The sequence below is a fragment of the Halomonas sp. McD50-4 genome (assembly GCF_022348135.1).
In the GTDB taxonomy this organism is placed as follows: Bacteria; Pseudomonadota; Gammaproteobacteria; order Pseudomonadales; family Halomonadaceae; genus Vreelandella; species Vreelandella piezotolerans.
Genome location: NZ_JAKRFG010000003.1, coordinates 164,205 through 179,735, shown reverse-complemented (window position 1 = coordinate 179,735; position 15,531 = coordinate 164,205). Strand labels below are relative to the sequence as shown.

12 protein-coding genes are annotated in these 15,531 nt (G+C 59.2%); 9 read left to right on the top strand and 3 right to left on the bottom strand.

The window, feature by feature from the left end:
- The first annotated feature begins 292 nt into the window (after window positions 1-292).
- Both MHM85_RS05375 and MHM85_RS05370 read left to right on the top strand, forming a co-directional pair.
- Window positions 293-2,506, top strand: a complete 2,214-nt coding sequence (locus MHM85_RS05375; RefSeq protein WP_239285485.1) for a TonB-dependent receptor — start codon at window positions 293-295, stop codon at window positions 2,504-2,506.
- A 70-nt stretch (window positions 2,507-2,576) separates the two neighbouring features.
- Window positions 2,577-3,848 (top strand): efflux RND transporter permease subunit, encoded by a 1,272-nt coding sequence (locus MHM85_RS05370; protein WP_239285487.1) that lies wholly within the window; start codon window positions 2,577-2,579, stop codon window positions 3,846-3,848.
- Between the two features lie 51 nt (window positions 3,849-3,899).
- Here the strand turns inward: MHM85_RS05370 and MHM85_RS05365 are convergent, their stop codons facing one another.
- A complete protein-coding gene (locus MHM85_RS05365; RefSeq protein ID WP_239285489.1) occupies window positions 3,900-5,858 on the bottom strand; it encodes a ligand-gated channel protein in 1,959 nt (652 codons plus the stop codon).
- A gap of 188 nt (window positions 5,859-6,046) precedes the next feature.
- Between MHM85_RS05365 and MHM85_RS05360 the strand changes: the two genes are divergently transcribed.
- From MHM85_RS05360 to MHM85_RS05340, 5 genes are all read left to right on the top strand, one after another.
- Window positions 6,047-6,970 (top strand): LysR family transcriptional regulator, encoded by a 924-nt coding sequence (locus tag MHM85_RS05360; protein WP_239285491.1) that lies wholly within the window; start codon window positions 6,047-6,049, stop codon window positions 6,968-6,970.
- 68 nt (window positions 6,971-7,038) lie between these two features.
- On the top strand, window positions 7,039-7,914 hold the full coding sequence (locus tag MHM85_RS05355; protein WP_153842614.1) for an AEC family transporter: 876 nt from the start codon (window positions 7,039-7,041) through the stop codon (window positions 7,912-7,914).
- Window positions 7,915-7,989: 75 nt separating this feature from the next.
- Window positions 7,990-9,186 carry a PQQ-dependent sugar dehydrogenase gene (locus MHM85_RS05350; protein WP_231125557.1) on the top strand — a complete coding sequence of 399 codons (1,197 nt, stop codon included), beginning with the start codon at window positions 7,990-7,992 and terminating at the stop codon, window positions 9,184-9,186.
- 36 nt (window positions 9,187-9,222) lie between these two features.
- On the top strand, window positions 9,223-10,668 hold the full coding sequence (locus MHM85_RS05345) for a HAMP domain-containing sensor histidine kinase (protein ID WP_139526539.1): 1,446 nt from the start codon (window positions 9,223-9,225) through the stop codon (window positions 10,666-10,668).
- A gap of 11 nt (window positions 10,669-10,679) precedes the next feature.
- Window positions 10,680-12,083 carry a sigma-54 dependent transcriptional regulator gene (locus tag MHM85_RS05340; RefSeq protein WP_153842613.1) on the top strand — a complete coding sequence of 468 codons (1,404 nt, stop codon included), beginning with the start codon at window positions 10,680-10,682 and terminating at the stop codon, window positions 12,081-12,083.
- A gap of 39 nt (window positions 12,084-12,122) precedes the next feature.
- Here the strand turns inward: MHM85_RS05340 and MHM85_RS05335 are convergent, their stop codons facing one another.
- Together MHM85_RS05335 and MHM85_RS05330 are read right to left on the bottom strand one after the other, a co-directional pair.
- Window positions 12,123-12,341, bottom strand: coding sequence for a hypothetical protein (locus tag MHM85_RS05335; RefSeq protein WP_139526537.1), 219 nt, complete (start codon window positions 12,339-12,341; stop codon window positions 12,123-12,125).
- A 229-nt stretch (window positions 12,342-12,570) separates the two neighbouring features.
- Window positions 12,571-12,987 (bottom strand): hypothetical protein, encoded by a 417-nt coding sequence (locus MHM85_RS05330; RefSeq protein WP_153842612.1) that lies wholly within the window; start codon window positions 12,985-12,987, stop codon window positions 12,571-12,573.
- A gap of 397 nt (window positions 12,988-13,384) precedes the next feature.
- Between MHM85_RS05330 and MHM85_RS05325 the strand changes: the two genes are divergently transcribed.
- Together MHM85_RS05325 and MHM85_RS05320 are read left to right on the top strand one after the other, a co-directional pair.
- Window positions 13,385-14,587, top strand: coding sequence for a glycine betaine/L-proline ABC transporter ATP-binding protein (locus MHM85_RS05325; protein ID WP_139526535.1), 1,203 nt, complete (start codon window positions 13,385-13,387; stop codon window positions 14,585-14,587).
- Window positions 14,587-15,423 (top strand): proline/glycine betaine ABC transporter permease, encoded by an 837-nt coding sequence (locus MHM85_RS05320; RefSeq protein WP_153842611.1) that lies wholly within the window; start codon window positions 14,587-14,589, stop codon window positions 15,421-15,423. The genes MHM85_RS05325 and MHM85_RS05320 overlap by 1 nt, the downstream gene beginning before the upstream one ends.
- Window positions 15,424-15,531 lie beyond the last annotated feature (108 nt).

Here is a 15,531-nt window from a genome sequence, read left to right as displayed (position 1 = left end):
TGAAACGCTATGCCTAAATGATCCTCGCCGCTGATAATAACGATTCTCAAAAACACTTGCACCTATATTCCAACGAATCTCCCGTTGCATGTCCTGCAACGCTGGGTGGAACGGCACATGGCGCTTCTAACTCCATGGGCAGCTCAGCGTCTTTCTGCCAGCGATCGTTCCACTACTAGCAACGCCTTGTTCGATAAAACCATCTCGCAAGTGGGAACCTTTCTTCTTAGAATCCGCAACTCATTTGATAATCAGTTTCATTAACAAACAAGATTCATATCAGGGGATCGCCATGCCACGCTTTACTCGCACCGCCCTCGCGAGCGCCATCGCGCTTAGCGTTACTGCGGTGGCTCATGCCCAAGAAGCCACCCAAAGCAGCACACCGCTCAACAATATAGTGGTCACCGCCGCCGGTTATGAGCAAACGCTGAACAATGCCCCTGCGAGTATTGCCGTGATTACCCGTGAAGAGCTGGAGCAACAACAGTTCTCTAACATCGCCGAGGCGATTGCCGATGTGCCGGGGGTCGATGTGCGCGCCGGGACGGGCAAAACCGGCGGATTGAACATCTCCATCCGCGGCATGCCTAGCGACTACACGCTGATTTTGATCGATGGCCGCCGCCAGAACACCTCAGGTAGCGTCACGCCGAACGGTTTTGGCGAAACCTCCACCAGCTTCATGCCGCCGCTCTCTGCCATCGAGCGTATCGAGGTCATTCGTGGCCCGATGTCGACGCTATATGGCTCGGACGCCATGGGCGGGGTCATCAACATCATTACGCGCCGCATTGGTGACGACTGGGCGGGCTCGGTGAGTGTCGAAAACACCTTCCAGGAAGATCGCGATGCGGGCAACCGCTCGGCCATCAATCTCTACAGTGCCGGGCCGCTGGTGGAGGATACGGTAGGCCTGCAAGTACGTGGCCGCCTGTTCGACCGCGACAGCTCCGAGCGCATGATCGAGAACAGCGCTGGTCGCGACCCGCGCCCTTCTGAAGCGCGCATTTACTCCATCGGCGGGCGTTTGAACGTCACCCCGGATGAAGCCAACGAGTTCTGGCTGGATGCAGAGCGCGCTCGTCAGGTGTACGCCAACGACGATAACCGCCTGGGTACCCAGGATGGCACCGACCGTGCCGGTCAGCCTTCGCCGGGCCGGGTCAACGGCTATAGAGACGAGCTGCGCTTCAATCGCGACCAGATCGCCATTGGCCACACCGGCCACTACAGCGCAGGCACCTGGGAAAGCAGCGTAACGCGTAACTTCACCGAAACCCTCGGCCGCACGCTGCCAGCAGGCAGCGCCCCAGATTACGGCTATGAAGCCCAGGGCGGTGAAGATCGCCTGCTGGAAAACCGCGATATTATCGTCGACACCAAATTTGTAGCGCCTTTAGGTGACCACATGGCCACTATTGGCGGCCAGTACATCGATGCCGAGCTGCAGGACGGCACCGCAGGCGATATTACCTTCGAGCAAACCAGCTGGGCGCTGTTTGCCGAAGATGAATGGATGCTGCGCGACGACTTAGCGCTAACACTAGGTGGCCGCTATGAACACCACGATGCTTTCGGCGGCCACTTTAGCCCACGGGGTTACTTGGTGTGGAACACCACGCCCGAATGGACGCTGAAAGGCGGCGTGAGCCGTGGCTACAAAACGCCGAGCCTGAACGACCTGCATAGCGGCATCAACGGTTTTGGCGGCCAGGGCACTACGGTCAACATTGGCTCGCCGGACCTAGAACCCGAGAAGAGCACCAACTACGAAATTGGCGCTATTTACGATAACCAAAGCGGCTTCTCGGCAGGGGCGACGGTGTTCTACAACCGGTTCACCGACCGTATCGCCGATGCGGCCGACATTCCTAACTGCCAGTTTGTGGATGGTAATGGCAATACGCCCAACGCCGGGCTGGCGAACTGCCTGAGCGTCGGCAACTTTACCCAGCAGGAGAGCTTTGGCCAGCTGACCAATATCGACGAAGCCGAAACCCGTGGCGTCGAGCTGAATGCCAGCTACCAGCTAGCGCCGGCATGGCGGGTCAGCGGTGGCTACACCTTCACCGATTCCGAAATCACCTCGGGGGCCAATGAAGGCCAGGTGCTGACCAACACGCCTGATCACAAGCTGACCGCTGACCTCACCTGGGCGATCAACGACCGCTGGAGCACTACGCTGGAAGGTGAGTACTACTCTTCCCGCGAGCGTTTCGTGGGCGAGGTGAGCGGTGAATCCGCCTCGCTGGTAGAGCAGTTGGGCAACAAGCTGGATGGTTACGAGCTGTTCAACCTGCGCAGCTCCTACCGCTTCAGCGACAACGTGCGCCTGACCGGCACCATCTACAACCTGTTCGATAAAGACTTCACCGGCGCGGATACCTTCGTGCACAACGGCGACACGCTGCTGGCCTACCGCTTTACCCAAACCGGCCGCTCCACCGACGGCGTAGCGCTGGATGGCCGCAGCGTCTGGGTCTCTGCCACTTATGATTTCTAACGTCTGACGGTTCACTTACTGTTTCAATGCTGACTTCTGCCCCGGTGACGCGCCGGGGCTTTTTTATGACGTGCATTTGTGGAGCGCCACGCTCGCCTCCAACGCCACCACCATTTACGATCGCTTCCCCGGCATGCGCGCCTTTGCCTCGAAAGGCTCGATCATTTCCAGCAACGACGGCGGCACGCGCAGCATCAACCTGGATGTGGCGGGCCCGGACTTAGCCACGGTGTACGGCGCGGCCAACACGCTCTACCGGGAAGCCCAAACGCTATTTGGCAACCCGCGCATCCAGAGTCAACCCTCTTCGCTGTCGCTCGACCAGCCCTTGATCCAAATTCGCCCCGACTGGGCGCGGGTCGCGGAGCTGGGTATTTCTGCCGAAGCCATAGGGTTTAGCGTTTCCGCACTGGGGGAAGGAGCGTATGTGGATGACTTCTTTCTGGACGATGAGAAGATCGATATTTACCTCTACGGCTCGCAGCCGTCGCTGCCGCTAGATCAGTTACCGAATCTGCCGCTGCATACCCCCGATGGCTACACGCTGCCGCTGTCGGCGGTGGCGCGTATCGATGAAACCATGGATACCAGCGTGATTCGTCGGATGGACAGTCGCCGCACGGTGACGCTGAACGTGATCCCCCCTGCCAGCATTGCACTGGAAGCGGGCGTTGAGCAGGCCGAAGGAATGCTAGAGCGGCTGCGCCAAGAGGGCGTGCTGCCCTCGTCGGTAGGTGTCTCGATCTCCGGTGCCAGCGACCAGCTAAACGCCACCCGTGAGGCGCTTACCGGCAACTTCCTGATCGCTATCGTGATCGTTTACCTTCTCCTGGTGGCGATCTTCTCCCACTGGGGTTATCCGCTGCTGATTCTGACGTCGATACCGCTGGGCGTGGTGGGCGGCATCATGGGGCTGGCCGCCATGAACGGCGTGGGCAGCCTACTGCCATTGATCGGTATGGCACCGCTCAGCCAGCCCTTCGATATGATTACCATGCTGGGCTTTTTGATTCTGATGGGCACGGTGGTCAACAATCCGATTTTGGTGGTCGACCAGGCCAGACGGCGCTTGCATGACAAAACGCTCAGCGTTCAGGAAGCGGTGTCTCAGGCGGTACAGACCCGACTGCGTCCCATCGCCATCACCACGCTGACCACTCTGTGCGGGCTCTCGCCGCTGGTCTTTTTACCCGGCGAGGGCACCGAGCTGTACCGCGGCGTGGGGGCCATCGTGCTGTTTGGCCTGTTAGGCACGGCCATCGTCACAGTGACGTTCCTCCCTGAGTTGATGATCAGCGTGCTCAATATCACCGAGCGTCGTTCAGCCCGCTCGCGGGCATAAAAAACGCGGCCACCCATCGGCGGCCGCGTCTATTGCCTACTGACAGGATGTTTAGAAAGCGACGTTCAGGCCCAACCATACCCGGCGGCCGTCATCCACGTAACCGTACTCGTCGTAGGTGATGCGCTCGTCGAACAGGTTGTAGATACCGGCGTTCACCGTGGTGCTATCGTTGAGCTGATAGCCGATACCGGCATCCACGAAGGTGTAAGACGGCGCGACGATGGCGCTTTGCGAGGGCCCGGTGGTGGGCTGGCTCTCTTCTCCCCGGTAGGTCACTTTGGTCCACTGGCTAAGCCGTGCGTTCACGTCCCAATCCAGCGAGGCCGACACCTGATGGCGGGGCAGCTGGGTCAGCGGCTCGCCGGCGTACTCACCGCTTTTCTGTTCGGAATCGGTGAACGTGTAGCTGGCGGTCAGCGCCAGCGTATCGCTCAACGGTGCGCTCAGGCTGGCCTCGACCCCTTGGGTCACCGCGTCATCGATGTTGACGCGATACGTCGGGTCGCTGCCAAACTGATTCGCGCCATCATTACAAATATCAATGGGGCAGGCGATACGGGTAATTTTGTCTTCGAAGTCGTTGTGGAACAGCGTCAGGCTGCCGTTCAGGCCTGCGTCGTTACCGTAAAGCAGCGCGATCTCTTTGTTGAGCGAGGTTTCCGGCTCGAGATCCGGGTTGCCATAAATATTACCGCCGCGGCTGACCTGCCCCCAATCCGGGGTGATTTCCCGCAGGTTGGGCGAGCGGTAGCCGGTAGACACGCCGCCTTTCAGGGTCCATTCCGGCGTCATGTTCCATACGCTATAAAGACGCGGGCTCAGGTGGCTGCCGTAGTTGTCGTCATCGTCCAAGCGCAGCCCGCCGGTCAGTGCCCAAGCGTCGGTCAGCATCCACTCATCTTCCACGAACAGCGCCCACTGGCTGTTTTCGATGGTCTGCCGGTCGGAGATTTGGTTGGTCGAGCTATCGTCCAGCGACTCCTCCTCCCAGCTCGCGCCAACGGTGAGCATGTGCATACCCAAGGGAATCACTGCGCTGGTTTTCGCGGTGGTGTTGGTAATCTCGATACCCCGCGATTGGTTTTCGCTGCGCTCGCGCTGTACGAAGGTCTCACTGGTGCCCCAATCAAAGCGTCCGCTGTGGGTCACCGCCACGTGGGTGTTGGTGTACTCGCCGATGCTGTCGGTGCAGCCGCCACGGCAGCCGTCCACCGGCCCGGAGCGGCCCACCAGCGAGCGGCGGTCCTGCTCGGTAATCCCCGCTTCGGCAGTCACGTCGTGGTTGTCGCTAGCCGCCAAGCTCAACCGTGCGGTGAGGCTCTGCAGACGCTTCTCTTCGTAGCCGTATTCGATGTCGTCTTCGTCGCGCTCGGAGGTGCGGCCATAGAGCTGTAGCCCTAAGCGCTCACCCACCAGCGGCCCGCTGAGATAAAAGTTCGCTTGGCGGCTATCGCCAGAGGCGCTGTCTTCCTGCAGTACGGTGTCGAGCTGGATGTTGCCGTGCCAGGTATCCGCCACTTTGCGGGTAATCACGTTGATCACCCCGCCGATGGCATCGGAGCCGTACAGGGTCGACATCGGCCCTCGCACCACCTCGATGCGCTCGATGGCCTGCAGCGGTGGCAGCCAGTCCTGCTCGAAGCCCGCATCGCCGTTGGGGCGCGATTCGCGTGAGTTGATCGGGCGACCATCTACCAGGATCAGGGTGTACTGCGACGGCATGCCACGAATGGAAATATCGTTGCCGTTATCGCCACGCCCACCGCCGGTGACCACCACGCCCGGCACGTCGCGCAGGGCATCGGTGACGTTTTGGTAGTAACCCCGCTCCAGCTCTTCACGGGAGATCACGCTGATCGAGGCGGGGGCGCTGCTGATTTGCTGCTCGAAGCCGGAGGCCGTCACCACGATATCGTTGAGCTGGGGCGTTTCTTGTGCAACGGCGGTAGTGCAGGCAACAGAGGCGACAGCGCTGGCCAGCAGCGAACGGCGCAAACGAGGAGACATAGAAGATTCCTTGAGATGAAAGAGCACTTTTTACAAATACGAATTATTAGCATTTATATTTTTACATACTCTTTGCACAAAGGGGCGGGACGGTGCGTTCAATCAAACGGAACACAAATGGCAATTATTTTCATTCAGCCAATTCGGTGGCACAATAGTGTGACTCCGTTCCGCCAGTGGTCCCGACTATGTACGATTTCGACGAACTTGCCGCTTTTGCCGATGTGATGACCACCGGCAGCCTGACGCGCAGCGCACAGAAGCTCGGGCTGGCAAAATCGACGTTGAGCCGCCGAATTAGCCAGCTAGAAGCGCGGCTGAACCAGCCGCTGCTGCGTCGCCAGGCGAACCGTTTGATTCCCACCGAAGCGGGCCTGCTGTTTCATCAGTACTGCACCGAGCTGCTGGCCATGGCCACCCACAGCCAGGAGGCGCTGGCGGAGCTGCGCGAGGAGATCAGTGGGAAAGTGACGCTGGAAGTCCATGGCGCGCTGGCACGGGGCTGGATGGCAGGCGTCGTGGATGCGTTTCTGACCCGCTACCCCAAGGTCGAGCTGACCCTGCATACTCGGGAAACGCCGCCCACCAAGATGCACAGCAACAGCGTGCACATTTGGCTAGGCGCCACCCATGAGTGCGGGCTGAATCAAGAGCGCTTGGGCCACCTCACCCGCGGCCTCTACGCCAACCCACACTATCTGGCCCACGCGGGAACACCGCAACACCCCCAAGAGCTGGATGCGCATGCCTGGATCGACTTGTTGGATACCGCATCGAGCGGTCTTATGCTGCATCACCCCGAACACGCCGACTACCTGTTCAACGCACCCCGCTCGCGGCTCCGGGTAGATCTCACGGCGCTCCACATCGATGCCATTGCCTATGGCCAAGGGATCGGCCTGCTGCCCCACTGGGTGGTCGAGAAACGCGAACGCCACCACCCTGGGGATCTGGTCAACTGCCTGCCCGGCTGGGAGCCCGCCCCCTTACCCGTGACGCTGCTGTATGCCTATGGGCATCACTCCCGCCGGATCAACGCGCTGCTGGACTTTCTGCGTGACCAGGTGCCTAACGAGTGGCAAACCCACGCAAACGCCGTTTACGCCCATTAGCAATTCGCCTTGCCAGTTAGCCGCCTAATTACCCACAATAGGCGGCCGATGATCGTCAAGGAACGTTAATGCTCGCTGAACTCTTCGCCGTCATGGCCCCCGTGTTGGCCGGTGCCGGACTGGGCTTTTTATGGGTTCGCCTTGGCCAACCCTACCCCGTCGACTTTGTGACACGCCTCGTTTTCAATATTGGGACGCCCGCGCTAGTGCTGGCGTCGCTGTCGGGGGCAACGATCGATGCCAGCACGTTCGGCCAAGTCATGCTGGCTGCCGCCCTAGTGATCGTCGGCATGGGGGCCGCTAGTTTTGCCGTTGCCAAGGTGCTGCGGCGAGACTGGCGAGTGCTCATCGCGCCGATGATGTACCCCAACACGGGCAATATGGGGCTGCCGGTGGTGCTGTACGCCTTTGGGAGCGCGGGCTTTGCTTACGGCATTACGGTCATGGTGACGGTCTCGCTGTTTCAATTCACCTTGGGAGCGGTGCTCAGTAGCCAGGGCAACCCGGTTAAAACTCTGCTCAAAACCCCGACAGTGTATGCCATCGTCATCTCCATGGCGCTGCTGCTGACCGAGACCCCGCTGCCGCTATGGATGGCCAATACGGTCGATCTCATGTCGGGCTTTACCGTGCCCCTCATGCTCATCACGCTTGGCGTATCGCTCGCCAGCATTCAGGTGAAAAGCCTGCGCTCTGGGGTTGGCTTCAGCCTCATCCGCATTCCCCTGGCCGCGGCGGCCGCGTGGTTCATCGCTGGCTGGCTAGGCCTGCCGCCGCTGGCGCAGAACATTCTGGTGGTACAGATGTGCATGCCAGTGGCGGTCTTCAACTACCTATTTGCCCAACGCGCCCAACGCGAACCGGCCTATGTGGCCAGCCTCGTGTTCTGCTCGACCTTGATGGCACTGTTCTATTTACCGGCCTTGCTGGCGCTACTGATGTAGCGCTGGGGAACCCCCACCCGTCGATGGCAGTCACTGCTAGACTACTACAGACGCTGCGCCACTCGAGGACATACAATGCCCATGCGATACGCCCTGCCCATTCGACCGCAAACGCCACACCCCCGCTCGCTCTGCCATCGCGCCGCTCGCTGGGTGGCCCCTTCTTTAACGGGGCTTCTGCTTGCCAGCGCTGCCCATGCGGACGTCGTTCACCAAGCCCTCGACACCGATCATCTAGCCATCACTATCGAGCGCGTGGCTGATGGCTTCGAGAATCCCTGGGCGGTGGCGTTTTTGCCCGATGGCCGCTACCTGGTCAGCGAGCGCAGCGGGGAGTTGAATCTGGTCGACGCCGAGGGGCGCGTCGAGGAACTGAGCGGCCTGCCCCGCGTCAGCCAAAACGGCCAGGGAGGCCTGCTCGACGTGGCCCTGCACCCTGAGTTCGGCGACGGCGAGCACGATTGGATCTACTTCACCTGGAGCAAGCCAGAAGGCAGCCAAAGCCGCTCGGCGCTGTCGCGCGTCAAGTGGCAAGACGACGCCTTGGGCGACGTCGAGCATTTGTTCGAGCAGGATCGCGCCTCCTCCCCCGGCCGACACTACGGTTCTCGTATGGCGTGGCTCCAGGATGGCACGCTACTGATGAGCATTGGCGACCGTGGCGTCGACCCTTCCCGTGCCCAGGACAGCGGTGACCATGCGGGCTCTACGCTGCGGCTCACCGAAACCGGCGGCGTGCCCGATGACAATCCCTTCGTGGATGACGACGATACGCTGGATGAGATTTACACCCTGGGCAACCGTAATATTCAGGGCATGACCGTGCTAAGTAATGGTGAGTCCTGGGCCACCGAACACGGCCCGCGCACCGGCGATGAATTGAACCAGATCGTGCCTGGCAACAACTACGGCTGGCCGGAGGTGAGCTTGGGCAACGATTATGCCACCAACGAACCCATCGGTGTGGAATCCAAACCCGGCATGGAAGACCCGGTTTACCGCTTCGAGGGGCGCTTTGCCCCTTCTGGCTTGGCCGAAGTGACCAGCGATGCCTTCGCACCGTGGCAAGGTAGCTTGCTGGCGGGCGGCCTGGGCAGTCAAAAGCTGCTGCGCCTCACCCTCGACGAGGGTCAAGTGGCCGATGAAGAGCTGATTCTGGAAGGCGAGATTGGCCGTATCCGCGACGTTCGCCAAGGGCCCGATGAGGCGATTTACTTGCTAACCGACGGTAGCCAGGGCAGCCTTTATCGCTTGACGCCCACACAGCGCTAACCTTGTTCGACTCCCGAGACACCACCAGGAAGCACGATGCGATTACGTAACCTCATCATCTTAACGGTCATCGTGCCGCTCTTCGTGATCCTGGTGGTGTTTAGTCTAGTGGCGATCAAATCGCTGGAAGACAACGTTCGCTCCAAACTGCAAACCGAAGTCGAGATCATTACTCGCGCACTGAGCACGTCGTTGAGCTATGCGGTAGCCCGCGACAGCGCCACCCCGTTGGAAGAGGCGCTGCAGTCGGCGTTTTCGTTTCACCGTATCTATGGCGCTTACGTGTTCGATCCCCAAGGGCGTGAAGTATATGGTTTAGGGTTGGGTAAAGATCTCTTCACGCCAGAAGAGATCCAGCAGGTCATCGAAACCGACGACATGCATAGCAGCTACCGTCAGCAGGAGGGCTGGACCTACTACTCCGCCCTGACGCCGTTGCGCACCCAAGATGGCACGGTGCTGGGCGTGCTGCAGGTCAACCGCCTCAATACCGGCATCGAGAATTACACCGGTTTCATTAGCATCGTGGCGGTGCTGGTCTTCGTCATTGGCGCGGCGGGCATCGTGTTCAGCATTTGGTGGGGGTTTCGTCACTACATCGAGCGGCCGCTCAACCGCCTGCTGCGCGTCATGCTCTTGGTCGAAGATGGTGACCGCAGCCAGCGGGCCACGGCAGATGGCCCCACGGAGTATCGCCGCTTAGCCTCTGGCCTGAATGGCATGCTGGATGCCATGGCCGAAAAAGATCGCGACATCGATGCCCGCCAGCGCCGTGAAATCGAGCTGGAAAAACGCCTGCGCAAATCCAAAAAGCTGGCCGAGCTGGGCGTGCTCGCCGCCGGGGTCGCCCACGAGATCGGTGCCCCGTTGACGGTCATCAACGGTCAAGCCCAACGACTGGCACGCCGCGATACGATTGGCGACGATGAGCGGGCACGGCTGGGCAGGATACGTGGCGAAGTGGAACGTATCGTCGATATCGTCCGTCAATTGATGGAGCTTGGCCGACAACATAACGTAGAGAAAGGACACCAAGCGCTCGATCAGCTTATCATCAGCGCCAGCGAGCTGGTCGAAGAGGAGCTGGAACCACGAAATATCCACTTGGATATTGATCTTCCCACTCCGACACCCCATTTATTGGTCAATGGTCAGCAAATCGTTCAGGTGTTGACCAATTTATTACGCAATGCCGCCCAAGCTCCCCAGGTCAGCCACATTCGTGTGCGCGCGCAGGCACACAGTGAAGAGTTGACCCTTTGGGTTGAAGACGACGGGCCCGGCATACCTGCATCGCACCATCACCAAGTGTTCGATCCTTTTTTCACCACCAAGCCGGTGGGTCAAGGCAGCGGCTTGGGATTATCGATGGTGCACCGCATTATCAACGACCACGGCGGGACGATTGGCGTATTTGACAGCGCACTTGGCGGCGCTGGCTTTGAAATTACGCTGCCCCTTAGTGAAACCGCATCCGCTTGAGGACGACGTTTGTGACCCATCAGGAACACCTTTTACCGTTATTGGTGGTGGAAGATGACGCCGCTATCCGTGAGTTGCTAGAGGAGGAGCTCAACGACGCGGGCTACGACACACTGGGTGTCCCCAGCGCAGAAGAAGCCATTGCCCTACTGAGCCATACGCCGGTGGCGATGATGATCACCGATGTACGGCTACCGGGCATGACCGGCATTCAGTTACTTCAACAGCTCCGCCAGAGCGGCAGCGAGCTAGGCATCATCGTGATTACCGCCTTTGGCACCATCGATCAGGCGGTAGAAGCCCTCAAGCTAGGTGCCGATGACTTTTTGACCAAACCGCTCGATTTGGATGCCATTCGTGACGCCGTTTTTCGCGTACTGGAGCGTCAGCGCTTGTCGCTGTCTCATGATACGGAGCTCAGCCATTTCCACGGCATCGTGGGTAAAAGTCCGGCCATGCAGTCGCTGTTTCACGATGCCTCTCGGTTGGCGAAAAGCGATGCGCCCATTTTGATTCTGGGTGAAAGCGGCACCGGCAAAGAGCTGCTGGCCCGGGCGATCCACCAGGAAAGTAGCCGTCACGACGCGCCCTTCGTGCCCGTGAACTGCGCCAGTATTCCTGCCGATCTGATGGAGAGCGAATTCTTCGGCCACGTAAAAGGCGCTTTCACGGGCGCAAACGAGGCCAGAAAAGGGCTTTTCCAAAGTGCCCAAGGCGGTAGCCTATTCCTCGATGAGATTGGTGAAATGCCGATCAATCTGCAGGCCAAGCTGCTGCGCGCCCTGCAAGAGAAAACCGTACGCCCCGTGGGCGGTGAGCGGGAGGAACCGGTGGATGTGCGCATCATTGCCGCTACGCACCGCCACCTGGAGAAAGAGATCGAGCAGGAGAACTTCCGTAGCGACCTGTTTTACCGCCTGGAAACCTTCTCGCTACGCATTCCACCGCTACGTGAGCGCGGCACGGACATCGAGCACTTGGTGTTCGCCTTGATCGACAAACATGCCGACACCCAAGGGAAACAGATCGAGCAGATCGAGCCAGAGGCCCTCAATAGCCTGTTGAACTACTCCTATCCCGGCAACGTGCGCGAGTTGGAGAACGCGATCATGCGCGCGGTCACGCTCAGCGAAGCAGGCGTGCTACAGCATCAGGATCTCCCCGAGCGCCTGCGCGAACAGTCCGGCCAGCAAAAGAGCAGTACCGACACGACGCCCACGCTAAGCGGGGAGGTACTACCAGGCACGCAAATTCCGGCACCCGCGCCAGCCCGCTGGCCAAGTTTGGAAGAGGTGGAAAAGCGCTATATTCGCAAAGTGTTGGAAGCGACAGGAGGAAATAAACGTCGGACGGCCGAAGTACTAGGCATCGCCCGCCGCACTCTTTACCGGCGTTTGGAAGATAGCGAGGAGTAAGACCAAGCCGGTCGCACTCGCCGACCGGCTTTTTCATGCTTACTCCGGGTCACTCACGCCATCGCCGGGCGACTCACGTGTCGCTTGCCCATCATTCGCCATGGGGCCGGTATCCATGGGCTCTTGAGGTTCGTCGGTCGGTACTTCCGAATCGGTGGTCGGTGCTTCGGAATCACCGCAGCCTGTCAGCACGCCCGCCATGAGCAGTGCGCTCAACAGTAGCGCCGTCCCACGCGCATTGCGTAATCGTGACATCATGTCCATTCTCCTTCCTTGTTCATGGGCTAGCAGCCGCCAAAGCAGCGTCTGCTCCCCCTAACCTTAGCGGCTGACGGGTAACTTGCAACCGCCCAAACTCACCGTCATACGCTTTAAACAAGCAAAAAAAGCCCCCGCGGGCGCGGGGGCGAAAGGATGATAAACCGTGTGGAGCAGCCGCAGGGAACAGACAGCTGGGTCGGCTTACCATCGTAGGGAGCGTTGACGGCTATTGGCCGTTAGTCATGTCGTCTTCATCATCGGTACTGTTAACGTCGTCGGTAGTGGTATCGCTTGCACCGGGCATGGGATCGGTACCTTCACCGAAACCAGGGTTCTCTTCAGGATCATTGACAGCGCCCGTTTGCGTATTCTCACCCGGCATTGGCTCTTGCGTCGCCGCGGGATCTTCGCCTAAGCCCGGGTCTTCATTCATCGGCTCGTCTGCCATGGTAGGCTCGTTACCGGAAGCCGGAGCCGTCGTGGTCGTCGCGTCCTGCTCCATGGTGTCAGGTTGCTGCGCCGGGGGCATTTCCTCTTCGCCGTTGCCACACCCCGCCAGGGCCAAGGTGCTAACGGTTGCGGCTAACATGCACAGTGTCAGCACACGTGGACGCTTGCGCGATTGGCTCACTTGTTTATCCATAAAGATTGCCTCCTTTTTCGACTAACGTGCTTGCGTCACTTGCCAAGCTTTTCTAGAAAGATAATTTCACACTTCGTGCCAACATTGAAAAAAAATAAATTTATGTTTTAAAAAACAGCAACTTATTAAAAAATCGTAGCCACCATTCGCTGTCACGACAGGGTCATGGGTGGGGGTTCAAAATGGCACATGTGGCGTAAATTGCCGGGGTGAGCAGGAGCGTTGTGGCACATCCTGCTCACTTATGTATAATAATTTGTAATAACTTGTTAAATATAATCTTAACTCCTACTTATGAACCGTTTTGTGTCGCTGCTTGCAGGAAGCACGTCTAGGCCGCAGGTAAGCGCGTTGAGTAACGACACAAGGCTGCTCATTCAATCAAAAGGCACCGCTGATGGACGAGACACGCCCTGTCAAAATTCAGGTACGCGGCTTGAGCAAGGTCTTTGGTAAACAGCCCAAAAAAGCTCTCGAGTTACGCGACCAGGGCCTCAAACGCCCTGAGATTCTCGAAAAAACTGGCCAAACCCTCGGCCTTTCCGATATCTCCTTCGACGTCTACGAAGGTGAACTACTGGTCATCATGGGCCTGTCTGGCTCGGGTAAATCCACGCTGATTCGCTGCTTGAATCGCCTGATCGATACGACCGAAGGCGAGATCATCATCGACGGAGAGAACATCCCCACGTTGGGTGAGAAAGCGCTGCTGGAGTGCCGCCGCCGTCATTTCTCGATGGTGTTTCAAAACTTCGCGCTTTTCCCTCACCGGACGGTACAACAGAACGCCGAATTTGGTTTGGAGATTCGCGGGGTAGAGAAGTCCGAGCGGCAGTCGATCGCCCACAACGCGCTCAAGCAGGTGGGCTTGGAAGGCTGGGAAGATGCCTACCCCAACCAGCTATCGGGCGGTATGCAGCAGCGTGTAGGACTTGCCCGCGCACTGGCCAACGATGCCAGCGTACTGCTCATGGACGAGGCCTTCTCAGCCCTTGATCCGCTCATCCGCAAGGACATGCAGCAAGAGCTTCTGCAGCTGCAAACCAAAATGCAGAAGACTACCGTCTTCATTACTCACGACTTGGATGAGGCGCTCAATATCGGCGACCGCATCGTGCTGCTGAAAGATGGCGAGGTGGTGCAGATCGGTACGCCCGAGGAGATTTTGACCAAGCCTGCCGATGATTACGTGCGCCGCTTCATCGAAGGGGTCGATCGTTCTCGTATCTTGACCGCCGAAAGCGCCATGCGCCCGGTGCGCACCACCGCCCGCGACAGCGACGGCCCGCGTACGGCACTGCACCGCATGCGTGATCACAGCATCGACTCCATCTATGTGACCGACCGTGACCGCCAGCTATTGGGCTTGCTGGAGGCCGACGCTGCTAGCCGTGCCATCGAGGAGAAAGCCGACACCATCACCGATTACCTGACCCAAGATTTCCGCAAAGTGCCGCCAGACGAGCCGCTGCAGCACCTCTTCGCCATGTTCAGCGAGAAGAGCTACCCCATTGCCGTGGTCGATGAGCAGCAGCGCCTATTGGGCGTCGTGGTAAAAGGCGCAGTCCTGGATGAACTGGCACGAGCAGGAGAACAGTAATGGAGATAACACGCATTCCTTTAGGTAGTTGGATTGAATCCGGCCTGACATGGCTGACCAGCGAATACTCCGCCGTGACGCGCGGCATTTCGCGTATTACGCAAACCGGCATCAATAGTTTGAACGATAGCCTGATGTGGTTGCCCGAGTGGGCGTTGCTGGCGATCATTGCCCTGCTGTGCTGGAAACTGGCCAGCATGCGCTTGGCGATTGGCGCCACGGCTGGGCTTGCGTTGATCTGGAACCTAGGGCTTTGGAACCCGATGATCGAAACGCTGACGCTGGTGGTGATTGCCACACTAGTGGCGGTGGTCATCGCGCTGCCCGTAGGCATCGCCGCGGCGCTTTCCGAGCGACTCTACCGGCTGATCATGCCCGTGCTGGACTTCATGCAGACCATGCCCGCGTTCGTGTACCTGATCCCTGCCATCCCGTTTTTCGGCATTGGCTCGGTGTCGGCGATTTTTGCCACGGTCATCTTCTCCATGCCGCCCGCCATTCGCTTTACTACACTAGGCATCCGCCAAGTGCCGACCGAACTCATCGAAGCTGCCGACGCCTACGGTGCCACGCGAGGCCAAAAACTGTTCAAAGTGCAGTTGCCGCTGTCGCTGCCCACGGTGATGGCGGGCATCAACCAAACCATCATGCTGGCCCTGTCGATGGTGGTCATTGCCGCCATGATTGGCGCCGATGGTTTGGGTAGCGAAGTCTGGCGTGCCATCCAGCGCTTGCGTCCAGGGGATGGCTTCGAGGCCGGGATTGCCGTGGTCATTCTAGCCATGCTGCTGGACCGTCTGACGCAGTCGCTGCGCAAATCGCGCCGCTCGCCTTAGCATTGAGCGCTGCGTTGATTGGCATGCTTGAACCACCGGTCATGAATGACCATGCTGATCGATTCAAGCGATCATTAAGGTCAAGACCTTGAAGTAAGCAAAGAACGA